This window comes from Lacinutrix algicola (assembly GCF_001418085.1).
GTDB classification, from domain to species: domain Bacteria; phylum Bacteroidota; class Bacteroidia; order Flavobacteriales; family Flavobacteriaceae; genus Lacinutrix; species Lacinutrix algicola.
In genome coordinates this window covers 34,958-60,544 of sequence record NZ_LIQH01000042.1, presented here as the reverse complement: position 1 = coordinate 60,544, position 25,587 = coordinate 34,958, and the positions used below count along the sequence as shown (strand labels likewise).

Below are 25,587 nucleotides of genomic sequence, written 5' to 3'. Positions count from 1 at the left end.
AATTTTAACCTATAGCTATATTTCAGGACTAGACATTTGAGAAAAACTAAAGACATATTGATTTTCGTTTTTACACTAATTGTAATTTCTGCTTTAGCATATGGAATTTATTTATTCTTTTATATCCAAAAACGATACGAAGAAAGTCCAACTGAATTAAAATCAATTTATACGGAATCAAGATATTTAAGTGGATTCTCAAATAACACTCTAAAACTTCGAACGGAATATATGTTGATAAAAACAGTTCGTGATTCAATAATTATTTATGATTACAGAAGTGTAACAGATTCTACTCGAAACCTAAAAATTAGTTATTTGACCAAAAGCCAAAAACTAAAATTTAACCTGTCCGATTACAAGAAATATGAAACCAAAACTTTTCAGAGCAATAAAAATTCTGAAATTTGGTTTGATAAATACGAAATGAAAGAACCAATTATAGACGGAATGAGTTCTATTCTGTTTAATCAAGAATACGGAATTTTAGCAATTGCGAATCTACTTGGACCTTCTGCTTTTTTTATGGATAAACCAAATGATAGTTTGCAAGTAAGAAAAATAATTGAGAAATTGTATTGAATAAAAATGTGCTACAACACCGTATAAAAATAATTGCAGTTTAGTAGCTTAATCAAAGGTCGTTATACGTATCTAACGTCTGCTTTTTCCTTCGAAAAATCCTAGCATACATACTCGCAACAAATCATATACAATCAAGTTGTAATACATTGTCGAGCAAGTTTACAGAAATTATAAAAATGCGTTAATGAAAAAAATAAAATTATTTTTACTAATAGTATTAGTATTGGGAATAGGATTTATAATACATCTCAAATCAACCAGTGGAGAATACTATAAAACATTTAGTCCTGATAGTCAATATTCTGTATATGCTTCACAATATAATTGGGAAAATTTTATTAATAGATTTCCTGGTGGAGGTAGTGATGCATCGGGCGTAGTTTATTTATATGACGAAATTGAAGATAAGATAATTAATAAGGCACATATAGGTATGTTATGGTTAACACCTGAAATAAATTGGACCAAAAACACTGCTTACTTTACTGGAGATGAACATCCTAATATTATAAAACCTTGGAAATTACCAAGACCAATTCTTGAAAAGAAAATAGAATAAAAACAGAACCTGCTTTTGCAAATTATTAGGGTTGGAGGAAAATCTATATACTACCGTATTAAAGTTAGAAAAACAAATACTCTCGGTAAGACCATACATAGTTTATTGCTAACTCTAGCCTATTGCCAAAAATCCTTTCGTATTTTCTATTCAGTTTTTATTTTATTAAATTAGTTACTTAAAATCTATACAAACTCATTGTCCAACATTTAAAAAAAAATTAAATGCAAAGATTAATTTTTCTATTTTTATTAATTACGTTATCCTCATGTGTAACAAAAAAAAATAGCTGTTACACCAGAGGTATTTACAACGTATTCACCAAATTTAAATAAAATAAACAACGCCGAAATAGGAATCTCTCTGGCTACAAAAGAAAAAGGTTTCACTTATGATGCTTTAAAAACAAAAAAACAATTTGAAATTAAACTAGATTACCTAAATAAAACAATTAAGATAGGTCAGGTTTTTATAAAGGACTTCTCTACGGAAAAATATGATTTATATAGTAATTCTTCAGATACAACATTTGGTATAGCAATTTATAAAAGCGGAGAAAAACCTATAATCTATACAACCAACAATAATGATGGAATTTACACAAACGGTTTTAGTGATTTTGGAATAAACTTTATAATTCCTAAAGAAGAAATAGAATATGTTAAAACAAAAGTATTAGCAAAGAAGAATAAAGATTACTTTAAGCAGGAGTTCATTTATAACGGTCGTGTTGGTAATGCACTTAAATTTATTTATCGAGAATATGTTAATGATTATGCAAGGCCTGCTTTTACACAAGATTTACAGTATGATATATCTGAGAGTGAAACAATTGGATTTCGTGGTTTACGAATTAAAATCATAAAAGCTTCAAACATAAAAATTGAATACATCGTTTTAAAACACTTTGAAAAATAAAAAATGAAAAAAAATTACAATAATTTTATTTCTTATAATCTACAATTTCTCTTTTGGACAAAATTATAAAGTAACCAGTAAACAGTTGTCGAAAGAGGAAATCGATTCTATTTTCACGGTTACTATTAAAGATAAATTACAATTAGAGTATTCTATACACAGAATTTACAAATATAATGACAAGGCAGGAGAACACTATATTGTAATGACTAAAAACGCTATTAAATGCGAAGAACTAGAAACATGTTCCGATATAATTAAAGTCTATTGTTTCTCGTATAAAAATGATGTTTTTAATCTAAAATGGTCTTTACACGATTTTATATTACCAGACCTTTACGAATATTCGATTACTCATTGGACAAAATATTTTAAAATAGAGGATTATGATAGCGATGGTTTTGCCGATCCTATAATTATTTATGGCACTCGTGGATTGAATGATTTTTCAGATGGAAGAATAAAAATATTAGTTTACTATAAAAACAAAAAAAGTGTAATAAGACATCAAAACGGAATACATGATGATGAAAGAAATACACAAGTTGATAAACAGTTTTACAAATTACCTATTGAAATTAAAAATCGAGTAAAAGTTTTAATGAAAAACATTGCCGAAAATAATCATGGCATTTTCCCTTACGGTTGGCAAAAAGCTATGGAAAAGAATAAATTAAAATTCGATGAAGACTAAAATCGTTTAAACCAGAGCATCTACCCAATAAAGGACATCTTCTATTTTGGCTAACATTATATTAGAAAGTAACCAAAAACAATTATTACTACCTTTTAAAAGCGAAACAATCCTACAAAAAAAACACCTCTTCATTTTCATGAAGAGGTGTTTTACTTAAACTATGAATGTCTATTTTGTTTTTTTATAGTCCTTTTTTAAGTTCTTCAATAGTTTTAGCCATAACAACACCAGGTAATTTTACTGGAGCAGCAACTTCTGCTAAAAATGTTCCTTTAACTTCTCCTGTTTTGTAAGTTGTAAAACCAATACGGTATAAACCTGCAGTTAAAGCTTTTGTAGGGCTTCCTGCTTCACTTTTATATCTTAATAGAGAGTTGTACTTTCTTCCGCTAGGTTGCTTTGGCATTTCGCCACTATCATCATTACTAGCAAGTGTAGTCCAAGTAGCGTTTTTAGCACCATCTACTGTAATATCTTCTTTTTTGAAAATAGTAGAACGTTCTAAAGTAATGTAAGTATCAAAATAATCTTTAGAATCTTTATTTGCAGTATAATCTGCAGAGCTTATAGCATTCTTTACTTTTGTTTTAGCCACAGGAGATAACATTCTTACTCCTAATTCTGGAGCAACAGCAGGCACCCATATGTATATGTAAGAGAATTTTTTACCATCTACTATTGCGTCTTCATTGCCATCGGCAGCATAACCTAAGTAAGATATAACATCTGTATAAGGTACTTTAATTGTTTTTGGTCCAATCTTTTTCTCGATAGAACTTCCAAACTTTTTTAATTTTTGAGCTTCTGCATTAAAAAGACAACAGAAAGTAAATACTGATAATACTACTAATTTAATTTTCATGATTTGTTATTTATTATATTAATTTATTGATATTCATTATTTCAATTCGAAAGAAACTGTTATTACATGGCTTTGTACTTTAGAAGTACCATAACTCTGTGCATGTTGTTCGCTTGTGTTCTGGTCTACAAGACTCACAATTTCACCAACAGTTTTATTCATTTTTTTTGCTAAAGCTTCAGCTTTATCTCTTGCATTATCCATTGCTTTTTTAGCAAGCTTTACTAATTCGTCTTTAGTTAATTTCTTAGCTTCTATCTCTGTATTTGCTATAGATGTTCCTGCTAATTTTAGGTTTATAATTTTTCGAACCTCTTCTTTATTCGTTGTTTTTAAGAAGTAATATTCTGTTACTCTACCCTGTCCATAAGACGACGCAAACTCGTAATACGTACTTCTACGAAACCTGCTAAAATCTATACCCAAATCTCCTAATCTATTTATGTAATTGTTCTTTACCTCGCTTACAGAGGCTACCTCTACTTCGCCTTGTCCTTCGTAAACAAGTATTTGTTGTAGCGAGATTAAAATAGTGTAGCTATTGTCTTCCACACTGGTTTCGGTTTCACCAACCACGGTAATTGTATTTCTGTGTTCTTGCGCTATTGCCGATACAGAGAATAGCACAGCCAATAAAAAGATTAATTTTTTCATGATAATTTTAATTTATGTTTTAGTTTACCTTTTTGTTTTTAGAAGAATAATATTGAAGCAACAATCATCCATGCACCTACAAATAGACCTACTATTCCTAATTTCCCTTGTTTTGGTGCTAATTTCTCTCTAAGCGCGATTGCTTTTTCTTTAGCAGCTTCGTTTTTAGATAGTACAAACTTATTGATAAGGCTAAATCCTAACATAAACCCAAGAACCGCTTCTACAACACTTCCTGCTAATAATGTTACCCACCAGATTGGGAATGTTGTAAGCCATCCTAAATTTAAAATTGAAAAAATAATTCCCCAAACACCATAAAAGCAAAAGATAAGTCCAATCCAACCTTGGTAAGGTTCTATTTTTTCTAACAACTCTTTTGCGTTAGGTTTTTTTGATAATAATAAAGATGGTACTGCGATAATGCTTAATAAAATAAGTGTAATTCCGAAAGTCATAATTTTGTTTTTTAATGGTTAAAATTTGTTTGTTTTTTTGAATAAAAACACCTGTTGTTTTTATATTATTTACTTGTGGTGTTTGTTATTCTCTGGTACAAATTTATGACAGATAAGTCCTTTATTTAACCCTGTTTTTAGTGAAAATGAATACCCTGAAAACAGGGTGTTTGCATTTTAAACACTAACAATCAATAATTTATAATTGAGTTTCGTTTTATTTTTAAAATAAAATAATAAAGAATAGCCAAACCAGAAAAAGTCTATTTTCTAGTAAACCTCTGGTGTACTTGCTTTTAAGAAAAAAGCAATAAAAAAGGGCGCTATTATAAAATAGAACCCTTAAAATATAGTTGTTAAAAAACAGGTGTTTATTATGACGATACGTAGCCTTTTTTAATGGCATATTTGGTAAGACCGGCAAGGTTTCTAACATTTAGTTTTGTAATCAGGTTTTTGCGGTAACTTTCTATAGTATGTTTACTTAAAAACAATTTATCTGCTATTTCTTGGGTGGTAAATTCTTCCGCAATTAGCGAAATCACTTCCACTTCTCTTTTTGTTAGTTTAATTTCTTTTTCTTTATTCTTTTCGAACTTATTTTTAAGGTAGATATCTTTAATCTCTTTAGAGAAATACTTCTCACCTCCTAAAATAGTTGCTATGGCTTTTAAAAACTCTTCTTTTTGAGCGTTTTTTTGAAGATAGCCATCTACATTACTTTCTATAAGCTCGTCAATAATTTTCGGATCATTATGCATACTAACCACCAGTGTTTTTATATTTCTGTTAGTTTTTTTTATCCACTTATTTAAAGCAATACCATCTACTTCAGGCATAGTGACATCGGTAATTACAAGGTCTATTTTTTCTTCGGTATTTATTGTAATGTATTTTTTAACATGTCCGCCATGCTTTGCCGTAAATAGAATGTTGTAATTACTTTCGGTTTTTAAAATACTTAATAAACCATCTAAAAACATTTTATGATCGTCGGCTATAATAAGGTTATGCTTCATTTATTTATGCTTTTAATGGGATTTCTATATGGATATTTGTGCCTCTATTCGCTTTAGAATCGATATGCAATATGCCATTATAATTTTCAATTCTATTCTTAATATTTGTTAAACCTATACCTAATGTGGTTTTCGACACATCGAACCCGATACCATCGTCTTCGTAAACAAAAAACAGACATTCGTTTAAAAGGTCTAATTGTATATCTATGGTTTCCGCTTTAGCGTACTTAAGTGTATTGGTGGTTAATTCTTGAAAAATAGAAAACAATTCGTTTTGTAAAATCTTGTTTAGGCTGTTGATATTTTCTTCGTCGTAAAATGAAACATTAAAGCTTATCTCACTCGCTTCCTCTACCGTATTAATGTATTCTTTAATTAGAAAAACAAACTCATTCTCTCTGATTTTTTTCGGTAATAAATTATGAGATATATTTCTTACTTGCTCGTAAGTATCGTCTAACTGACTGTAAATTAATTTTAACTTATCTGGATGATTAGAAAGCTGACTGAATTGTAATTTTATGGCCGCCAAATTACCACCAACACTATCGTGCATTTCTTGAGCAATCTTTTTACGTTCTTGATCCTGTCCTCTAACAGAAGCTTTAATTAGTTTTAATTCTTGGTCTTTTTTTAACGAAAGTACTTGTTGCTCGTTAATCTCTTTTTCTTTTAGATTAAGTAAACTTTGAGCCTGCAATTTTTGATAGTAGATAATTAAAAGTCCAGCAATAGGAACTAATAAAATGAAAAAAGCCACAAGAACAATGTATTTAATAGTCTTTTCTCTATCTAACTCTACTGCTTTTAAAGCTTCTTTTTCTTTTAATAATGCAATTTCATTTTTACGTTTTTCTACACCGTTTTGTAATTGCAATACCTGGTTTTCGGTTTGCTTTGCAATTATAGCTTCTTGGAGTTTATACTTTTCTATATCTGCATCTTTATTTTTTATATTTAAACTCTTATTTAGGTTTTCTATCTGTAATTGCTTTATCGTTTTTTCTTTTTCTAGCGTTTTAAATTTAACTTCTAAGTTATTAATCTCATTTTTTGTTTGCGAATTCTCGATAGAATCTTTTATCTTGTGATAGTGTTTACCGTAGCTATAAGCACTGCGATAATCGCCTTTTCTAATCGAGAGGTTTTCTAACATAAGATAGCTATTCATCTCAATATCTAAATTTCCCAAATTCACAGCTTTAATTAAAGCATTAGAAAAAATTAACAATGCTTCTTTGTCTCTTTTTTCATTGAATAATACAGTACCTATTTTACCTAAAATAATCAGTTCTAAATTATAAGATCTATTCTCTCTACTTATTTTCTTTGCTTCGTAAAAAGCCGTAAGGGCTTTGTCTGTTTCGCCTATACCTAAATAATTATCTCCTATATTAATAATAACATTTACTAAGGCTTGTTTTCTATGGGTGTCTTTCTCGCAAATGGCTTTTGCTTTCTGTAAATAGTTGTTAGCCTTTTCGTAATTAGAAAGTGACGAATAAATAAAACCTAAATTGATGTAACTTCCTAAAATAAGTTCTTCATCGTTAGAAAACTTTATACATTTATTAAAGAGTTCTAAAGCTTCTTTCGTTTTACCAAGTGTAACATAATTACTTGCCAGGCCATGCAAATGCGTGTAGTACAAGTTTGTTTCCTTATGTTTTTCACTAAGCTCTGCTCCCTTTAAATGCCACTTTTTACTTTCTTGATATAAACCTTTGTTTTTGTTATTTAAAGCAAGTAATTGATAAGATAATATGGTTAATCGCACACCTAAAGAATCTTTAATATTCTTTTTACTTTTAAGTGCTTTGTGTGTGTAATAAATAGACGAATCATTTGCTACATATTTATTATGGTAGTATGCCAGTAATAAATTAGTATTCGTTATGGCTTTACTAGATTTAAAAGTCCCTAATAATTTATGGGCTTGTTGGTATGCTTTTTTATCAGAACCATTATTATAATAGTAAAAAAGCTCATCTACTTTTCTCTCTTCACTTTCAATAATAGGCGATGCAGTTTGTGCTGTACCAATAGAAGTATAGCATACAAACAGAAAAGAAAAAAAGTATCGAAACTTTAAAAACATGCACAAATGTAGGAATTGCAAACCTTATAAGCATCCCCGAAAACAGGGATTTATAAGTTTTTTTTACAAAGTATAAAATACACAGTTCTGCATTTTTTTTTGTTATCTATTAATCTTAGCTTGCTGATATTAATAATTAAATTAATGAGGAAAACCGTAAGAATTGAATAATAGTTATGGTTTTCTTTATATATAAATATATGGTTAATAGTGACTATATATAATTGTTGCCATCAAGCTTGAAAAGAACATTAAAAACATACAAGTTATTTTTCTTGACATTAATTATGTCACTTCTTTTTGGTTGCAATAATCCCAAATATTCAGATGCGAAAATTGAAAAACAAGCTGAAAGAATTGCTGAGCAACTGAGCGAAAAAGATGTGAATATCTTTGAAAATTGGCGTTTCGAATATCGAGGTAAAGGCGAAATATGGAGAAAAATTAAAAATAACAGAGTTGATTTTCGCGCGTACTATTTTAAAGAAAATGATAGTGCCTCATTTATGATTTTTCCTAAACATTTGAAATCAACGGAATATCCAATTCTCGTTGATATTGACACTTCGAAAATTAAATCGAATATTTGGATAACTAAACTAAATAATGGCCAAATTAAAGTTAGTCCGTCATTTATGATTCAAGACGATTCTATTAAAAGAGAAGAATATAAAGAAACAGAACTATATGGAAATAAAAATCCTTTTAACGACCTAAAAAGACTTAGTGATTTAATTGATAAGTTCGGAATTGTTAGTGTTCGTCATAATGAATATGTCGGTGGTTATATTGAATTTTATTTAACTTACGAAGATGTTCTGACTTTCGTTCCAAATAATCCAAGTGTCAACTCGATTTATAAAAATGTCTGGAAAGACAATCTTGAAAGCGGAATAATGATTAATAAAAATTGGAATTTAAGAAAACTTGACCAACCAATACAACCAATTCAGCGATAGTAAGCCAGATGGCAACACCGTATATAATTTATTGCTGGCTTCTCGCCTACTTACGAAAGTCCTCTCGGACTTTCTTGGTCGGTAATTATTTACTAAATTAGTTGCTTAAAACACGCAACAAACCATATACAACAACGTTAGCACCAATTTGAAAACAACAATGAGAACATCAATATTTTTAGTTTTAATTTTAATCGTCTTTTCTTGTCAAAAGAAGAAATCTGAAATAACTCAAAGTGCGGAATTGAATACTGAAACGGAAATTATCAAATCCGAAAAATTAGTAATTAAGGACACAATTGTTTACTTAAGTGGAGATAATGATTTGGCTCTAATAAAACTGACTTTAATTCCAAATGGAACTTTTGATTTTTATATGAGCATTTATCCGGAACCAATGCACGACTCTGAACCTGAATCTGACATTATAAACGCAAACGGAATTTGGAGCGGAAATGAAAAAACTGTATTGCTGAACTTTGCGGAACGAAAAAAAGACACGTTGAATTTAAATGACCTTTTTGACTCAAATTATAAAGAAGGGAATGAATTTAAAGTTATTGACCAAAATACGGTTGAAATCGACTATACTTTGGAAAAATTAAATATTTGGGGCATTAGCTGTCACAAATCGGAAAAATAAAAACTGGTGCTAACACCGTATAAAAATAATTGCGGTTTAGTGCTTAATCAAAAGATCGTTGCGTGTTTGTAACGTCTGAATTTCCTTCGGAAATTCCTCGCATACAAACCCGCAACTATTCTTATACATCAACGTTGCCAACAATATGAAAAACCGAACGGAATGAATAAAATTTTTACTTTAATATTGATTTTTACTTTCGGATTAAGTTATTCTCAATCGAAAAAAGAACAAAGCGGAATTAAAAATGACTCAATCTTTATCGGAAATTGTGAAAGCGGAACAAAACGAGCAATAAAAGACGCCGAAAATAAAATTTATAATTCTTATTCTTATGGTCTAAAAATAAAAAAGGAAGACGACTGGAAATTCGATGAGTTTTATGAAAAATATATGGAATCGAAATATGGAATTTTGATTATTGATGGAGGTTGTTTAATTACACCTGATTCAAAATGTTACACGGATAAAATGAAAGAAATAATTACAGCGGAATTTGGCTCTGACATATTTAAAAAATCGAGAGAAGAAGCGAAAACAATATATAATAAAAGAGAATAAATACTGTTGGCAACACCGTATATAATTTATTGCTGGTTCTAGCCTGCTTACGAAAACCCTCGCGGATTTTCTATTCGGTTTTTATTTGCTAAATTACGTTCTTAACCACGCAACAAACCATATACAACAACGTTACCATACATTTTGACCCGTCCTGAAATAAGGCTACATAATTTTAAACATTATGTATAGAAATGACAAAGTAATTAGACGTTACAGTGAACCTTTTAAATTAAAAATCTTAGCCGAACTTACAATCGGAAAACACACAAAGAGTGAACTTTGTAAACTCTACTCTATTGCACCTACAACAGTAAATGTGTGGATTAAAAAGTATAATCGTAAAGACTTAATGAACACCAGAGTAAAAGTGGAAACAAAAGACGAAATATCTAGAATTAAAGCACTTCAAAAAGAGGTTGAACAACTTAAAAAACTACTACTTAAAAAGGATCTCGATGCTATGGTCCAGGATTGTTATCTGGAAGTAGCTGCTGAAGATCTTGGCTATAAATCAGTTAATGAACTAAAAAAAAAGCTAAGTATAAAGCCTTAAGTAAAGCCAAAAAGATATCTAAGGGATTTGCTACTTTGACAACTATAACCCATTGTTTTGGACTTAAACGTAATGCTTATTACAAGCATAAAAACAGAGCTGATAAGCGTTTAAACCTAGAACTACAGATTATTAATATCGTTAGAAAAAGACGCAAATCCCTTCCTAGAGAAGGCGTGAGAAAACTTGTAAAATCATTAAATGCAGATTTTAATAAAGCCAATATTAAAGTTGGTAGAGATACTTTATTTAATGTGCTTAGAAAAAATCAAATGCTGACACTTAGAAGGAAAACCAGTGCTAGAACTACGAACTCTTATCATCGTTTTTATAAATATAATAACATCATAAAAGACTTAGAAGTTACTAGAGCTAACCAAGTTTGGGTATCTGATATCACATACATTAGAACCATAAAGGGTTTTTGCTACCTGGCTTTAATAACAGATATGCATTCCAGGAAAATAGTTGGTTATGATATTAGTGATAGCTTGGAACTTAAAGGATGTGTGAGAGCGCTAAATAAGGCCATTTATCAAGCTAAAAGCATTAAACAACTTATTCATCATTCGGACAGAGGAATACAGTATTGTAGCAATGTATACACACAAATACTCAAAAGAAAAAAGATAGATATTAGTATGACCGAAGAAAATCATTGTTACGAAAATGCAATGGCAGAACGTGTAAATGGAATTTTAAAAGATGAATTTTATTTAGACCAGACCTTTGATAACGTGAGTCACGCTAAGAGAGCTGCAAAAAATGCGATTAATTTATACAATGAAGTAAGATTACATTTATCTTTAGATTATAAAACACCTAATATGGTATATAAATTATCAGCTTAATTCAATTTTAACCTGTAGCCATATTTCAGGACAAGACATTTGAGAAAAACGATGAACGAAACAAACTTAAATACTGAATTTAAAACTGAACCAAATATTAGCGACCGAATTTTCGCAGGAATTGTTGATTATATAATTATTTACGGATTTACTTTCTTCTTGATTTTTACAATCGGAGAACCAAATGACGAAGGTGGATATTCATTAAATGGACTTCCTGGACTTATTCCAATTTTATTTTGGGGAATAATGACTATTGGACTTGAACAATGGTTCGGAGCAACACTCGGAAATTTATTATTCGGATTAAAACCTTTATCAATCCGAAAATCAACTGACAACTCAACTTTTAGTGGAACGGACGAAAAACTGACTTTTGGACAATCTTTGAAAAGACATTTACTTGACCCAATCGATATGTTCTTTTTTGGACTAATCGGAATTATAACAATAAAAAATACAGATAAAAATCAACGATTAGGAGATATTTGGGGAAATACAATTGTTGTAAAAACATCTGAATTAAAGAAAACGGAAAAAAAAACGTATGGTAACACCGTATAAAAATAATTGCGGCTTAGTGCTTAATCAAAAGGTCGTTGCGTGTTTGTAACGTCTGATTTTCCTTCGGAAAATCCTCGCATACAAACCCGCAACTATTCTTATACATAAACGTTAGCAATAATTTAAAGAACACCTCGTAAACAATGAAAAGCATCTTAAGTTTCATATTTCTTCTGATAATCTGTTCGAACTCTTTCGGACAAAATGAATCTGATATTTCATTTAATCAAGACGAAATAGAAAGACTAAAGATTTACCCGAAAACGTTTCAATATGGAACTATACATCTTTCCGAAGAACAAAGACACGAACCTTGTTTTAGAGATTATAATAAGAACTCTTTAAAACTTGATATAGTAAATCCTAAAACAGGAAAAACTGCACCTCTAACAAATGGAAAAACCAAAAGAAAGAATCTAAAGGTGAAATTTGAGCGGATTATACTAAATCGAGAGAATAATGAAATAACAATAGAAGGAACGGTTAAAGGTGGCTGGTATGGAGCAGGTAGTGATGTTGACATTTATATCGGAGAAAAAGTTGACACCACTTCTCTACATATACTTTCACCAAATCTTCATTACACCATAATTCACGAAGGCAAGGAACTGAAAGAACCAATTGTTCTCGATACATTTCCAGCATTTTATTTAAGAAATTACGCTCATACAAAATCTGATGTAGGTCGGAATTATGACAAAAAAAGAGATTTTAAGATTGTATCTAAAATAAATAAAAATAGTGTTTTGACATTTGGTTTGAGTGTAAGCTACTCTGAGATTTTTGAAATTGGTAAATTACTCGCAATCCGAAATGACGATGATGAAAATTCTGAAAAAAAATAAACTTATGAGCGAAAAAACTATTGCTAACACCGTATATAATTTATTGCTGGTTCTAGCCTGCTTACGAAAACCCTCGCGGATTTTCTATTCGGTTTTTATTTGCTAAATTACGTTCTTAACCACGCAACAAACCATATACAAACACGTTGGCAAACATTTGATGAGAAAAACATTTTACATAATTACAATGATTTTGTTCTTTAATTGTGAGCATAAAACAAATATTGAGTATTTTAATGAATCGGAATTATTCCATTACAAATCCAGAAATGGATTAAACAAACCTGTTCTGAAAGAGATAATAACTTATTTCTCTAAAGACTATAATGTGGAATTAATTAAAAAAGGTGATACAATTCAAGTACACGGAACTCATAATACTGAAAAAGATGATTATGGATATTTTGGAGCATGGATTAGCAAAAAAGATTATTTATGTTCGGAAATTAAATGTGAAAAAAAAGTAATATTCCATCAAAATGAATTTCAATATTCATTCTGTTACGAAGATTTAGTTGATTATTTAGATAAACAGATCGCGAAAAGTGAAAAGGAAATAAAATATATAGGTTATATCAAACGAAAAGAAAATTTCTTAAAATACAAACATGGTATTGACAGTAGTTTTACTAAAAATGATGATGTATATATGATATCAGACTTAATAATGAATATTCCTTTTTCCATTTATGATAAATTCGAGAAAAAAGAAATTATCAAGGTTAGTTCTACAAATTTTCAAACTGGATTACTTGATTCTATTGGTTATGACCATTTTTTCTTTGACAAAAATAACGATACAATAGCCTCTATGTCTATAGTTTATATAATGCATTAAAAACGATTTACCAACATGGTTTTAATTTTAGAAAACAGAAATGATTAAAAATTTAGTTCAAAAAAACATCAAATTAATAGTTATATTAATCGGGATTTTACTCTTAAGTTTTATATACTTCTACAACTCTTATTATTTTGATTTTGATAAAATTGAGCATTATACATTTATAGAAAAAATAGATTATTTTGATATAGAAAATGACTCTGTAAAAATTGAAAACAAAGAATTATTATCCTCATTATTATTTGACAGAAAACCAACAAAATTGAACGGAATTGAATTTATTAATGAATTAGATAAGGTTGCTACAAAAAAACGTGATATTCCAATTTCTGACTTTCAAGAAATAAAAGAAATTTTTAAAGAGCAATCTTGTTCAGTTAACGTTGCTTATTCTTGTATATCAGTTTTTAGAGATATTTTAGTTTTTTATCAAAAAAATAAAGTAGTTGGAATCGCTAAAATATGTTTTAGTTGTAATGACCACCACATTATTGGAACAACTTCTAATACATCTGATTTTGGACAATGCGGAAAATACGAAGAACTGAATAAAATACTGAAATAAAAACGATTTGCCAACACTGTATAAAAATAATTGCGGTTTAGTGCTTAACCAAAGGTCGTTGCGTGTTTGTAACATCTGATTTTCCTGCGGAAAATCCTCGCACACAAACCCGCAACTATTCTTATACATAAACGTTGGCAACAATAAAAACTCACTCTTATGGATATAAAACTAAAAACCTGATTTTATGTATAATTTTGCAAAAGGGACTGAACTTCTTAATTTAACTGACCAAGAGTATCGAATTGAAATATCTAAAGAAATTAAAGGTCTTGAGTTTAATTTACCAACAATTTACAAGGTTTTTATAGAAAACTATATTGTTGGACGTTCAAAATTCAAGGAATTCAAATATCTCGATAAAAGATATAATGAAAAATTAGATTTTCTTGATATGTCATTCCGTCCAAAAAAGGACGATATTGCAGTTTATGCGTTGTTATCATTAAAAGAAATTATTCGTATAATGAACAACGAAAGTGGAAACTTTGATTTTGATGAAATTGATTTTAATAAAGTTATACCTATTGGAGAATGTCATGGACAAAGGTTACTTTTTGTTGGAATTGATTCTCAAAACTTAGATAGAATATTTATTGAAGACCTGCTTTCTGAAAACAAAATGAGTAAACTATCAGAAAATATATTCGATTTTGTATCTGATATTGAATTGTTTTATGAAGACTCTATTAATGGTTTTTCATCTGAACTTTACTACAAAAGATTAACTGAAAATTTCTGGAGAATAAAAGAATAAATTACAGTTGCCAACACCGTGTATAATTAATTGCTTGTTTTAAGCCTACTTACGAACATTCCTGCGGAATATTCTATCTGTGATTTATTTGCTAACTTAGTGCCTAAATCACGCAACTAACCATACACAATCACGTTGGCAACAAGCACAAAACATCACGTTGAAAAATGAAATACTTGATAATATTTATAACATTTTTTTCTATAACATCTACAAACTATGTTGATGTTGGAGACCCAAGTGTTCAAGCTGTTTGTCGAATAACGACTGAAAGTGGCGAAATACACGAAGGCTTTGTCACTCTGATAAATGGTGGTTATTACGGAATGCACTCAAACGGATTTTATTTATATCAAGACGACCATTATAATTGGACTAAATTATTTGACTTCGAATTGCATAATTTAAAAAGGACTGGAAAAACGAAATATAACATTGGGAATTTTAGTCCAGATGCAAAAGAAATTTATTTTATAGCTCATACTTGGGGTAATGATGTCTATTCTTCAAAAGAATCTAAAAAGATAATTAACGACTCTATTGGAAAGCACTTGATTAAGAAAACGGAATTAATCCATCAATATCGAATGTTCGATTCAATTCCTTTGTTTAAAGAACTGCCAAGAAGTTATCATTTAAATTATAATGAAACAGATTACAAAACAAAGAAAATAGCAATGAAAAAAGTTGTCGCTTTTGAAATTCTCAAGAATCCAGAATCAAAGTGGTTAGAAAAAATCGAACAGGCTCGAAAGATATATTTAGATGACAATAATGGAGAAGATTCAACTGGAGATTATCTGGAACCTATTTGGATACATGAATTGATTAAAGAGCCGAAAAGGTTTGAAGAGCTTAAAAAATATTTTAAGAATTGGAAAAATAGATAAAAGCCAGTTGCCAACACCGTATAAAATTAATTGCTGGTTTTAGCCTATTTACGAAAGTCCTCGCGGACTTTCTATCTGTGATTTATTTGCTAACTTTAGTGCTTAAACCACGCAACTAATCTTATACAACAACGTGAGCAATGCAAAAAAACATAGAATGAGAATAATAATCGGAACATTTTTAATTGGAATTTTAGGGATTTTAACTACTTCCTGTGAATCTCAAAAATCAACAACTATTTCAAAATCTGAATTTTTTACTGATTCTATTTACAGTAAACAGTTGAGTGAATATCGAAAACATAATGTCTATTTGCCAAAAGGGTTTGATAAAGACAAAAAATATCCAATCTTGTATGCAACCGATGGTAATGAAATAAAAGAAAAGAGTTTTTATAAAATAACATTAGATTCCTTAATCGACAATCGAATTATTAAACCCATAATATTAGTTGTAAGTCATTCTAATAATAAAATTGCTGATAGCACTAGTGTTACTATGGGAAATGGAGACAAAGTCTATTTACAATTTAGGAATTTTGAATATATTAATGATAATGCAAGCACAAGCAAAGATTCTTTACTGGCAAATAGATTTAAAAACCATATGCTCTACTTTAATAACGAATTAATATCAAACGTAGAAAATAAGTTTAACCAAAAGCTAAATAAACAAAACAGATATTTTTATGGTGTATCTAATGGCGCAGGATTTGGATTAAGTTTATTAAATAATTATCCAACCACAATTGGAACTTTTCTTTGTTTTTCAACATTTGGTGGAGATATTCAATCAAACACTTGGAAGCAGAATGTAGATTATCCTAAACTATATTTGGAGTTCGGAAGTAAAGAACCGTTCTTTCTAAAAGAAGATGCCGATTTTTTAAAATCAAAATATAAAGAGCTGAACTTATTTGCAGAAATTAATGAATATGATGGTGGACACGATTATAAAAAATGGAATGAAAGATTCATTGGTATTATAAGTCAAATATTAGCAACCGAATAAAGCACTGCTCACAACACCGTGTATAATTAATTGCTTTATTGAGCTTACTTGCGAATATTCCTGCGGAATATTCACGGGTTCGTAAAAGTTTACTAATTTAGTTGCTCAACCACGCAACTAATCATACACAACAACGTTGTGCTTAATATTGACAAATGAAAAACTTCCTATTTCTTCTATTAACTATATTTTTTTTAAGTTGTGAAAACAAACCTGAGTTAGATGGACTTTGGATTATTTTAAAATCCACGCACAATGGAAAAGAAATTTTTCCTCAAACGGTTTCTAGAAAAGCAAGAATAAAATACAATATTGCAGGATACGAAGGAAAAGAAATAATTCATTTTAAAACGTCTGACTCAACTGCTATTCTACCTGGTTTTAATTCAGATAAATTAGAAATTAAGTTTAATGCTAAAACTGACTTAATAAATTTTGAGTTAATCAATGAAGAATTATATCAAGATATAGAATTTGATTTGACAAAAAATGTATTCTTACAACAATTTAATCTAATAACTCAAACTCGACCCTACATTATCGAACTTAAATCTGATTCGACATATATTAAGTTAATTGATTTTAAACATATAATTGAAAACCAAGTAAATAACTTATTAAAATAAAATACTAAGCACAACACCGTATAAAAAAATTGCTAGTTTTAGCTAAACCAAAGTTAGTTGCTTGTTTGCTAGCTTCTGATTTTCCTTTGGAAAATCCTCGCACACAAACACGCAACTTTCCTTATACATAAACGTTAGCAATAATTATGAACAAACTAATTGCACTAATTTTAATTTTGTCATCATTCTCGTGTAATGCGCAAGAAAAGTGCATTGACAATGAAAATATTGGTTTAGGTGGAGATTTTAATTCAATAGATTACACTTTTAGATGTCCAACTTATAATTTTTCATTTACTGGTGATAAATCTAAAGAATGGAATATTCTGAATAACCCAATTGACATTAATCAAATAGCTGACAAAGTATTACCTATTAAAACTCGATTAGAGAATAAAATAAAAGAGTACGCTGGAGAAAAGTTGTTTTCTAAATTAGAATTTTATTCTGTCCAAATTAGCTATCCCGACAGTATTCAAAAGTTTAAAACAAGAGGACCATCTGTTGATATGGAAAAGTGCAATGCTAAATATTTTTTTGACTATTACTTTATACCAACAGATTCGATAAAATATTGTGTTGGAATAGCATTAGATGAAAACGAAAATATTGTGTCTGAATTCAATTTTCCATCAAAATCTGACTATAAAATTATTGATGATAATTTAGATTTATGTGAAGTAATAGAAATAGCAAAAGAAACGAACAATGAAATTGAGCCGATTGACAAAGTATCTTTTGAATTTGACCCAAAAAACAAAGTGTTTTACTGGTCAATAACTCAAAAAATCATCGATATGAAAGAAGGAGAAAATGAATATAATGCAATAGCGATTGATGCTGCTGATAAGACTAAAGTTATATCTTTTAAGCGAAAGACATTTATACAGTACTAAATAACTATTGCTAACACCGTATATAATTTATTGCTAGTTCTAGCCTGCTTACGAAAACCCTCGCGGATTTTCTATTCGGTTTTTATTTGCTAAATTTAGTGCTTAAACACGCAACAAACCATATACAAACACGTTGCCATTCATTGCGGAACGCACTCAAACTCGAAAAAAATGAACAAATTAATAACAAATAGAAACTTGATAATTGTGAATTTTGCAATTGTATCTTACTTTATACTGATTGGGCTGATTAACTTTTATGAAATAGATTTTGTATTAATTAGAGTTTTTAGAGAAATGTTGACAATACCATTTCTTATTGCACAAATTGTATTTTTAGTCATCGGAATAAATTATTTAATAAAAAATCAAAAGAATTCCTTAATAATAATTAGCGTTTTATTATTAGCTATTTGTTCTATCATTACAATCGGAAGTTTCTTTTGAAATCGGATTTGAGCAAGTTGCGGAACAAAAACTCAAAAAACATCTGACTGACCAAAGCAATACGCAACTGTTGCGGCAGACTTATTAGCGAAACGCAAAAAAAGAATTTGACAACTGACCAAAATTGTAAGAAAAAAAACAACGAAATGGCAACACCGTATATAAAAAATTGCTAGTTTTATCCTAAACCAATGTCAGTTGCTTTGTTTGTTAGCTTCTGATTTTCCTTCGGAAAATCCTCGCACACAAGCACGTAACTTTCCATATACATAAACGTTACCACCAATTACCAAAATGACCGAAGAACAAAATCAAATATGGGATAAAATTCAAAATTTCGAAATTGACGATATAGATTCTTCTTTCACATTTACGGATAGATTAGCTAGGGAAAATGACTGGTCAATCGAATATTCGTTGAGAACGATTTTGGAATATAAAAAATTTATTTTTCTAATTACTATTTCAGATTTTTCTCAGACACCTTCAGACCAAATTGACCAAGTTTGGCATCTTCATTTACTTTACACAGAGTCATATTGGATTGAACTTTGTAAGAATACTCTAAATAAAAACATCCATCATGGACCAACAAAAGGTTCAGAGGAAAGAACTTTATTTAAAGAACAGTATTTAAAAACACTTGAATTTTACGAATCATTATTTAATGAAAAGCCACCTAAAGACATTTGGCTTGATGTTGAAACAAGATTTAATGAAATTCACTTTACAAGAATTAATAGAAAAAGGAATTGGATTATACCTAAACTACTATTTAAAAATTAATGAAAATACTATCTCAAATAACACCTGCTGAAACAATGCTTGTTAAAGATTGTTCTTCTGTACAATTTAAAGATTTAATGAAATTTACCTTTATGGATTTACTTCTCAAAAAGGTAATTGAAATTAAGGAAACAAATAAAAAATCTCACCCTAGAGATAAATATATTAGGACTTATACATATGTGGTTTCAGGTAAAAATTTTAATAAATACAAACCAAAAAATCACGAATTAATTTATTTAAGCCCATTTATAAAAAGTCCATCAATTCAAATACTATTTAAGAATTTTATAAAAATGGCATACGATACTTCAAATGGAAGCTGGAGTTATAAAAAATCGACAAGAAGCAATCGAGAAATCAATCCATATTTTAAGCAATCATTTTTATTAAATATATTTAAGCTAAATAAATTAACAGACAACGGAAATAAACTACAAAAAGAAATATCAAACTATTTAAACGAAATTGACAAAAAAATAGACCATCTACTTCATAATGACAAAAAGAAAGGATTAGAGTTGTTACTCAGTATTGGAGGTAATATTTTTTTATTAAAAAACTTAGATTTTCAACTTTTAAAAACAATCGATAAAGAATTACTAAATCAACAGAAAGTTTTATATAACGACACTTATGATTCTGATTCTGATTGGTGGCTTTACATTGACTTTTTTGAAGATGATTATATGTTTGATTCATATTTTGATAGTTTTGATGACACCTTAGATTCGTTTGATTCTGAGTTTGATGCTTCAGGCTGTTCTTCTGACGATAGTGGCTGTAGTAGTTGTGGAGGATGTGGTGGTTGCGATTAAAAAACTGGTGGTAACACCGTATAAAAATAATTGCTGCTTAGTGCTTAATCAAAGGTCGTTGCGTGTTTGTAACGTCTGATTTTCCTTCGGAAAATCCTCGCATACAAACCCGCAACTATTCTTATACATAAACGTTACCTGCAAGCTGAAAAAAAAAACCGAATGAAGAAAACAATCCTACTTATTTTATTGACAATATCAATTACTTCGTGCAAAAGTCAAGAGGAAATTGATTTTAAAGTTGGCTACTTACCAAATTACAACTATACGTTAACTCAAAAACAGATTTCGGAAAACAATGTAAAATATATTGCATCTGACGAAATACTTCAAAATTTAAAAAATAACGGAGTTGAAAATCCTACTATAACTAAAGATACAAGTCTTTTAAAAAGTATTTCTAAAACAGGTAGACTGAAAGGAAACGAATTTCCGATTGACATAGAATTGTTAGAATCCAATAATCCATCTTTAACAAGCGGAACCAAATTTTTCGGAAAATCAGTTGACGGAAAGACTAAAATTGACTCAATTTATTCTTCGACAATGACAGAAGAAAAAAAGAGAACTTTACTTCCTGCAATGGAATCAATGATGAATCAAATCAAGTATCCTAATAGAAAAATTAAAGTTGGAGAAAGTTTTGAGCAGAAAAAACCCAATGTCAATGCCAATTGCAGATGTCACAATTGAAATGGAAATTAATTCAATTTACACTTTGAGAAAAGTAGAAAACGGAATTGGATATTTTGACCTTGACCAAGTTTATACTATAAAATCAGCAACTAAAGATTACGAAATGGAATTGGACGGAACTGGAAAAGGACAAATAAACTATGACATCGAAAAAGAATTCTTTACCAAATTCTATCTGGAAATGGAAATGAATTTAAAAACGGAATTAGAAGCATTTAGTATTGAATTACAAACGAAAAGTATAACAGACCAAACAACTGAAATAATAAAAGCCAGCAGGTAACACCGTGTATAATTAATGGCTAGTTCGAGCTTACTTACGAAAATCCTCGCGGATTTTCTATTTGGTTTGTATTTGCTAAATTAGTGGCTTAAACACGCAACAAACCATATACAAACACGTTGCCGTCCATTGCTCACTCGGCTCAAAAAACGGTAATTCACTCAAAAGTCGATTAAAGTAATAACGGTTTCCGATACATTAATTGCGCAATCTTTGCGTACGACTGACCTCACTCCCACGCAATCTTTGTTAAACCGATTTACTAAGCTTTGCGCAACTCTTAAGTAGATAAAATAATTCCTGTAACGTACGGCAACATTGTATAAAAATAATGCTTAATTTAGTCCTGAAACAATGGAAGTGCTTCTTTTGCTAGCTTCTGATTTTCCTGCGGAAAATCCCAGCAAACAAAAACGCACAATCCTTATACGTAACCGTTGTACAACATTAAAAAATGAAAACGAAAAACATACTTTTATTGACATTAGCATTAATTTGCTCAACTTCTATTATTCGTGCTCAAAGTGCGGAAGAAAGTCCGAAAATTAAGAAAACTATTCAGGCATCTTACAGTGCAAAAAGGACTGCTGAAATGCCACGAGATTCTGTATTTACAAATGACCATCTCGAAAGATATGATGTGTATGATGATAATGAAAAAATAATTGAATATGGTCAATATGATGGCGAAGGCAATATTTATGAAATTACTAAAATTAAAAAAGACGAAAGTGGGAATCCAATAAAAGGAACAATCTTCGATTCAAAAGGAAACTTGAAAAAATATTATGCTACAACAATTGACAATAACGGAAATGTTACAGAGTTTAAAAATTATAACACCGATAATGAATTGGTTTATTTACAAAAAAATGAATATGATACAAACGGAAATGTAACATCAAGAATTGGAGGTAATCCTAAATCAAATAAAGTCTTTAAAACAGAATTAGAATATAATTCTAAAAATGAGATGATAAAAAAAATAAAGTATAATTCAGATGGAACTGTAAAAGACACCAGAAATTACAAGTATGATGCAAATGGAAATGAAGTTGAATCCGAATTATTTAAATCTAATGGTGATTACACAAAATTTATTTCTACTTATGATGAGCGAAACAATATCTTAACACAATATTGGTACGATAAAGATGGAACTCAAAAACATTGGAATAATTGGGAATACAATTATGACAAACAAGGAAATTGGATAACCAAAAAAAGGTATTCGAAGGGAGAATTAGGTTTTGTATGGGAAAGAAAAATCGAATATTAAAAATAACGTTGTACAACACCGTATATAATTTATTGCTGGTTTCTTGCCTACTTACGAAAGTCCTTGCGGACTTTCTTGGTCGGTAATTATTTACTAAATTAGTGGCTTAAACCACGCAACAAACCATATACAACAACGTTGCCAACTATTTAACCCATCAATATTGAAAATAAGAAAAGTACAAATTAAAGAGAAGGTTAATGTCAAAAAAGCTTTAAACAAAAACAGCTATATAATTGTTCTATTTAGTCTTTTGTTATTTGTTGTTGATATTGATTTATTTAGCCCTGAACCAAGATTTTTTTCTTCAAATATTTTTATGTGGAAAGGATTAGCAATCGTATTTCAACTAATTTATATTATCAGTTTAATTCAATGGTACTACAAAAAAAAACGTATTGCGAATATTCTATCAAATGGAATAATCACAAAAGGTACCCTTATATCGACTGAAAAAATAAAATCTAATAGTGATGGTATTTCATTTTACATACATCTATATGAATATGAAGTCAATAACAAAAAATATGAAGTATCATTCAAAAACAAAAGTAGCAGTGTAAACTCTTACGATATCATTTATGAATCAAATGATCCTCAAAACGCTGTTCCTTATGCCGATTTAAAAGATAATATAAAAAGAATGATTGAAGAAAGTATCTTAATAAAATAAAAACAGTTGGCAACACCGTATATATTTAATTGCTTGGTCACTGCCGCCTTACGAAAATTCCGCTGGAATTTTCTATCTGTGATTTGTTTGCGAACTTAGTTGCTTAACCACGCAACTAACCATACACATCAACATTACCACACATATAATGAAACATTACAAACACATAACAAATTTTGGAATTCTATTATTGTTAATTCTTGTAATTAGCTGTAAAAATAAGTCAAAAAAAATAGACGCTGAAAAAAACGAAATCACAACTATTCAAAATGATGATTATGAACTCATAAAATCAAGTGAATCAAAAGCATTATTAATTGTATTTCCAGGTGGTGGTTCTACTTCAAAAGAAACTAAGCGAGATTTTAAAATTGTTGAGAAGGCAACAGAAAAAGGTATTTCGGTACTCTTAATGAATTTTGGCAGACACTTATGGATTGAAAAAGGTGATTCGGAACAGTTGTCAAATTTAATACTAAAAGCAATTAAAGATAACAACTTAAAAACAGGTAATACTTTTATTGGAGGTATGTCTATTGGTGGAACCGTAGCTTTAAGTCTTTCAGATTATCTATCCAAAACCAATTCATTATTAAAACCAAAAGGTGTTTTTGTCATTGACTCACCAATTGACTTATATGCACTTTACGAAAGTTCTCAAAAAGACATTGTTCGAAAAGACTTTTCTGAAGAACGTCTTGCAGAACCAAAATGGATAATCAATTATTTTGAAGAAGAGTTTGGAGGGAAAGATTCATTGCTTATCAACATTCAAAAAGTTTCGCCACTTACTATTAAAACTAATAATATAGATAATATCAAAAAACTAAAAAACAAAAAACTACGTTTCTATACTGAACCTGATACACTTTGGTGGAAAGAAAATAGACAGACTGACTTTGAAAGCACAAATGCTTACATACTTCAAAAAACCAATGAGCTATTAAATGATAGGAATTGGAATAATGTAGAGTTGATTCAAACAAAAGAAAAAGGCTACCAAAACGATGGCGATAGAAATCCACATAGTTGGTCAATCGTTGATACAGATAATTTAATAAATTGGATTTTAGAATAGCAAAATCGGAATAAAAACGTGTGGTAACACCGTATATAATTTGTTGCTAGTTGTAGCTTGCTTACGAAAACCCTCGCGGATTTTCTATTCGGTTTTTATTTGCTAAATTTAGTGTTTAAACACGCAACTAACCATAGACATAAACGTTGCCTACAATATGAGAAAAATTACATACTTATTCATAATCCTTATTTTCATAGGAACAATTAGCTGTAAAAACAATAACTCACCATTAAAACAAATTTATAAAATTGCTTTCGATCAAAATGAAAGTAAGTTAAGTTGTGAACTTATCTTCCCTGATCCAAAAACGAATACTAACCTTATTGAATTAAACGAAAAATATCATTTTGATTCAATGATTTCAGATTCTAAAAATGATATAGATAAAGCACTTATTTTAATGAATTGGACTCACAGTCAGTGGAAACACAATGGAAACAATAAACCTAAAGAAAGTAATGCTTTATATATTTTAGAACAAGCAAATAACGGAGAACAATTTAGATGTGTAGAATATGGAATAGTACTTTCAGCAACATTAAATTCTATTAGTATTCCAACAAGAACTTTAGGTTTAAAGACTAAAGATGTGGAAACAACAAAATATGGAGCTGGACACGTAGTTTCTGAAGCTTATATCCCAGATTTAAAAAAATGGGTCTTTATGGATGCTCAAATTAATTATATTCCTTACTTAAATGGAGTTCCACTAAATGCTGTTGAATATCAAAAAGCAATTATCGAAAACAAACAAGCAATTGAATTAAGAAATCAAAATGGTTTCATAGATAAAGAAAAAGCTATTGGTCAAGTTAATTGGGTTGCAAAATACCTTTACTATTTTGATGTAAGTTTTGATTCTTCAAAAAACAGAATAAATTGTCGTAACAAAAGTAAATTAATGTTAGTCCCTTTAAATGCAAAAGAACCGGCTGTTTTTCAAATAAAACACAAAATGACTAATTATCTTTACACAAATAACTTAAATGATTTTTATAAAAAACCCAAAATACTGTAGGTAACACCGTATATAATTTATTGCTAGTTGTAGCTTCCTTACGAAAACCCTCGCGGATTTTCTATTCGGTTTTTATTTGCTAAA

Annotated in this window: 30 protein-coding genes; 25 read left to right on the top strand and 5 right to left on the bottom strand. The window is 29.4% G+C overall.

What is annotated here, in order from left to right; genetic code table 11:
- Positions 1 to 36 precede the first annotated feature (36 nt).
- The 3 genes from ASC41_RS15480 (at position 37) to ASC41_RS15470 (ending at position 2,756) form a co-directional block, all read left to right on the top strand.
- On the top strand, positions 37 to 582 hold the full coding sequence (locus ASC41_RS15480; RefSeq protein ID WP_152971491.1) for a hypothetical protein: 546 nt from the start codon (positions 37 to 39) through the stop codon (positions 580 to 582).
- A gap of 187 nt (positions 583 to 769) precedes the next feature.
- Positions 770 to 1,144 (top strand): hypothetical protein, encoded by a 375-nt coding sequence (locus tag ASC41_RS15475; protein ID WP_055437564.1) that lies wholly within the window; start codon positions 770 to 772, stop codon positions 1,142 to 1,144.
- 931 nt (positions 1,145 to 2,075) lie between these two features.
- Complete coding sequence (locus ASC41_RS15470) at positions 2,076 to 2,756, top strand: M949_RS01915 family surface polysaccharide biosynthesis protein (protein WP_420835927.1); 681 nt, start codon at positions 2,076 to 2,078, stop codon at positions 2,754 to 2,756.
- A gap of 184 nt (positions 2,757 to 2,940) precedes the next feature.
- Here ASC41_RS15470 and ASC41_RS15465 read toward each other — a convergent pair whose 3' ends face one another.
- The 5 genes from ASC41_RS15465 to ASC41_RS15445 all read right to left on the bottom strand — a co-directional run bounded on the left by ASC41_RS15465 (position 2,941) and on the right by ASC41_RS15445 (position 7,853).
- Entirely contained in the window at positions 2,941 to 3,621 is a 681-nt protein-coding gene (locus ASC41_RS15465) for a Lipl32 family lipoprotein (RefSeq protein ID WP_055437562.1), read from the bottom strand.
- A 36-nt stretch (positions 3,622 to 3,657) separates the two neighbouring features.
- Positions 3,658 to 4,275, bottom strand: coding sequence for an SIMPL domain-containing protein (locus ASC41_RS15460; protein ID WP_055437561.1), 618 nt, complete (start codon positions 4,273 to 4,275; stop codon positions 3,658 to 3,660).
- 38 nt (positions 4,276 to 4,313) lie between these two features.
- Positions 4,314 to 4,733 (bottom strand): hypothetical protein, encoded by a 420-nt coding sequence (locus ASC41_RS15455; protein WP_055437560.1) that lies wholly within the window; start codon positions 4,731 to 4,733, stop codon positions 4,314 to 4,316.
- Between the two features lie 374 nt (positions 4,734 to 5,107).
- Positions 5,108 to 5,752, bottom strand: coding sequence for a response regulator transcription factor (locus ASC41_RS15450; RefSeq protein ID WP_055437559.1), 645 nt, complete (start codon positions 5,750 to 5,752; stop codon positions 5,108 to 5,110).
- A 4-nt stretch (positions 5,753 to 5,756) separates the two neighbouring features.
- Complete coding sequence (locus ASC41_RS15445) at positions 5,757 to 7,853, bottom strand: tetratricopeptide repeat-containing sensor histidine kinase (RefSeq protein ID WP_055437558.1); 2,097 nt, start codon at positions 7,851 to 7,853, stop codon at positions 5,757 to 5,759.
- A gap of 239 nt (positions 7,854 to 8,092) precedes the next feature.
- Between ASC41_RS15445 and ASC41_RS15440 the strand changes: the two genes are divergently transcribed.
- The 22 genes from ASC41_RS15440 (at position 8,093) to ASC41_RS15335 (ending at position 25,503) form a co-directional block, all read left to right on the top strand.
- Complete coding sequence (locus ASC41_RS15440; protein WP_152971490.1) at positions 8,093 to 8,812, top strand: hypothetical protein; 720 nt, start codon at positions 8,093 to 8,095, stop codon at positions 8,810 to 8,812.
- Positions 8,813 to 8,972: 160 nt separating this feature from the next.
- A complete protein-coding gene (locus ASC41_RS15435) occupies positions 8,973 to 9,455 on the top strand; it encodes a hypothetical protein (RefSeq protein WP_055437556.1) in 483 nt (160 codons plus the stop codon).
- Positions 9,456 to 9,617: 162 nt separating this feature from the next.
- Positions 9,618 to 10,016, top strand: coding sequence for a hypothetical protein (locus tag ASC41_RS15430; protein WP_055437555.1), 399 nt, complete (start codon positions 9,618 to 9,620; stop codon positions 10,014 to 10,016).
- Between the two features lie 184 nt (positions 10,017 to 10,200).
- Positions 10,201 to 10,572, top strand: coding sequence for a transposase (locus ASC41_RS15425; protein WP_055434618.1), 372 nt, complete (start codon positions 10,201 to 10,203; stop codon positions 10,570 to 10,572).
- 35 nt (positions 10,573 to 10,607) lie between these two features.
- Entirely contained in the window at positions 10,608 to 11,423 is an 816-nt protein-coding gene (locus tag ASC41_RS15420; RefSeq protein ID WP_160318803.1) for an IS3 family transposase, read from the top strand.
- Positions 11,424 to 11,474: 51 nt separating this feature from the next.
- A complete protein-coding gene (locus tag ASC41_RS15415; RefSeq protein WP_055437554.1) occupies positions 11,475 to 11,987 on the top strand; it encodes an RDD family protein in 513 nt (170 codons plus the stop codon).
- Between the two features lie 143 nt (positions 11,988 to 12,130).
- Positions 12,131 to 12,832: a hypothetical protein gene (locus ASC41_RS15410; RefSeq protein ID WP_055437553.1), complete on the top strand. Its 702-nt coding sequence runs from the start codon at positions 12,131 to 12,133 to the stop codon at positions 12,830 to 12,832.
- A 193-nt stretch (positions 12,833 to 13,025) separates the two neighbouring features.
- Positions 13,026 to 13,670, top strand: coding sequence for a hypothetical protein (locus ASC41_RS15405; protein ID WP_152971489.1), 645 nt, complete (start codon positions 13,026 to 13,028; stop codon positions 13,668 to 13,670).
- A 40-nt stretch (positions 13,671 to 13,710) separates the two neighbouring features.
- Positions 13,711 to 14,241, top strand: coding sequence for a hypothetical protein (locus ASC41_RS15400; RefSeq protein ID WP_055437551.1), 531 nt, complete (start codon positions 13,711 to 13,713; stop codon positions 14,239 to 14,241).
- A gap of 187 nt (positions 14,242 to 14,428) precedes the next feature.
- Positions 14,429 to 14,998: a hypothetical protein gene (locus ASC41_RS15395; protein WP_055437550.1), complete on the top strand. Its 570-nt coding sequence runs from the start codon at positions 14,429 to 14,431 to the stop codon at positions 14,996 to 14,998.
- 167 nt (positions 14,999 to 15,165) lie between these two features.
- Positions 15,166 to 15,888: a hypothetical protein gene (locus ASC41_RS15390; protein WP_055437549.1), complete on the top strand. Its 723-nt coding sequence runs from the start codon at positions 15,166 to 15,168 to the stop codon at positions 15,886 to 15,888.
- Between the two features lie 157 nt (positions 15,889 to 16,045).
- Positions 16,046 to 16,900: an alpha/beta hydrolase gene (locus ASC41_RS15385; RefSeq protein WP_055437590.1), complete on the top strand. Its 855-nt coding sequence runs from the start codon at positions 16,046 to 16,048 to the stop codon at positions 16,898 to 16,900.
- 155 nt (positions 16,901 to 17,055) lie between these two features.
- Positions 17,056 to 17,526, top strand: coding sequence for a hypothetical protein (locus tag ASC41_RS15380; RefSeq protein WP_055437548.1), 471 nt, complete (start codon positions 17,056 to 17,058; stop codon positions 17,524 to 17,526).
- Positions 17,527 to 17,702: 176 nt separating this feature from the next.
- Complete coding sequence (locus tag ASC41_RS15375) at positions 17,703 to 18,422, top strand: hypothetical protein (protein WP_152971488.1); 720 nt, start codon at positions 17,703 to 17,705, stop codon at positions 18,420 to 18,422.
- Positions 18,423 to 19,163: 741 nt separating this feature from the next.
- Positions 19,164 to 19,655 carry a glycine-rich domain-containing protein gene (locus ASC41_RS15370; RefSeq protein ID WP_055437546.1) on the top strand — a complete coding sequence of 164 codons (492 nt, stop codon included), beginning with the start codon at positions 19,164 to 19,166 and terminating at the stop codon, positions 19,653 to 19,655.
- Complete coding sequence (locus tag ASC41_RS15365) at positions 19,655 to 20,473, top strand: hypothetical protein (protein ID WP_055437545.1); 819 nt, start codon at positions 19,655 to 19,657, stop codon at positions 20,471 to 20,473. The genes ASC41_RS15370 and ASC41_RS15365 overlap by 1 nt, the downstream gene beginning before the upstream one ends.
- A 162-nt stretch (positions 20,474 to 20,635) precedes the next feature.
- Positions 20,636 to 21,166 (top strand): hypothetical protein, encoded by a 531-nt coding sequence (locus ASC41_RS17210; protein WP_055437544.1) that lies wholly within the window; start codon positions 20,636 to 20,638, stop codon positions 21,164 to 21,166.
- Positions 21,141 to 21,452 carry a hypothetical protein gene (locus ASC41_RS17205; RefSeq protein WP_055437543.1) on the top strand — a complete coding sequence of 104 codons (312 nt, stop codon included), beginning with the start codon at positions 21,141 to 21,143 and terminating at the stop codon, positions 21,450 to 21,452. The genes ASC41_RS17210 and ASC41_RS17205 overlap by 26 nt, the downstream gene beginning before the upstream one ends.
- 454 nt (positions 21,453 to 21,906) lie before the next feature.
- A complete protein-coding gene (locus ASC41_RS15350) occupies positions 21,907 to 22,731 on the top strand; it encodes a hypothetical protein (RefSeq protein WP_055437542.1) in 825 nt (274 codons plus the stop codon).
- A 163-nt stretch (positions 22,732 to 22,894) separates the two neighbouring features.
- Complete coding sequence (locus ASC41_RS15345) at positions 22,895 to 23,404, top strand: hypothetical protein (protein WP_055437541.1); 510 nt, start codon at positions 22,895 to 22,897, stop codon at positions 23,402 to 23,404.
- Between the two features lie 148 nt (positions 23,405 to 23,552).
- A complete protein-coding gene (locus tag ASC41_RS15340) occupies positions 23,553 to 24,482 on the top strand; it encodes a hypothetical protein (protein WP_152971487.1) in 930 nt (309 codons plus the stop codon).
- A gap of 157 nt (positions 24,483 to 24,639) precedes the next feature.
- Positions 24,640 to 25,503: a transglutaminase-like domain-containing protein gene (locus ASC41_RS15335; RefSeq protein ID WP_055437539.1), complete on the top strand. Its 864-nt coding sequence runs from the start codon at positions 24,640 to 24,642 to the stop codon at positions 25,501 to 25,503.
- Positions 25,504 to 25,587 lie beyond the last annotated feature (84 nt).